The sequence below is a fragment of the Hydrotalea sp. genome (assembly GCF_049968455.1).
GTDB lineage: Bacteria > Bacteroidota > Bacteroidia > Chitinophagales > Chitinophagaceae > Hydrotalea.
On the sequence record NZ_JBMFQT010000058.1, the window covers coordinates 1 to 659 of the forward strand.

The 659-nt window shown below is 29.6% G+C and carries 1 protein-coding gene; it reads left to right on the forward strand.

All coding sequences use genetic code 11. The features are described from left to right. Nucleotides 1-659: glycosyltransferase family 9 protein (locus ACP5P5_RS13690; RefSeq protein ID WP_428286676.1), on the forward strand; the 659-nt coding region annotated here is incomplete at both ends.

Sequence of the window (659 nt, forward strand, 5' to 3'; positions counted from 1 at the left end):
ATCAGGTCTTGGATTTTTATTTGATGTAGTTTTAGATTATCCTTTCAATCGTCATATTATACGAAAATATTTCAAGTTTCTTGATTTTTTAGGTATTCCAGAACCTCAGATAAAACCTTTATCTGAATATTTATTATTAGACACTATCAAGTTTAATAAAACACAAAGTATATTAAGAATTGAGGAAAATTATATAGTTCTTGGTATTGGAGCAGGTGCTCAAGCAAGAGATTGGCCTGATGATTATTTCATTCAACTTGTTGAAAGATTATCAGAATTAAATATAGTTGTTGTTTTGGTTGGTAAGTTAGATTTGATCAGGGCGGGAAAGTATAAAATTTTTGAGAATAATACTAAGGTAATAAATTTGATAAATAAAACTAATATTGGTGAAGTTTTGAAGATTATAGAGAGAGCTAAAATCTTTATAGGTTTAGATAGTGGACTTACTCATTGTGCTTCAATGTTGGGGATCAAAACAGTAGCCATTTTTAGCGGTACAACCGGTATAGGTGTGTGGGATCCTATTAATTTGAGGAATAATGTGTACATTTTTAGAGCTAATGTCCCTTGTAATAATAATGGGCAAGGGTGTGGTCTTAAATTTTGTCAAGATAATATATGTATGAAATTTATTTCTCCTGAACATGTTTATCAAA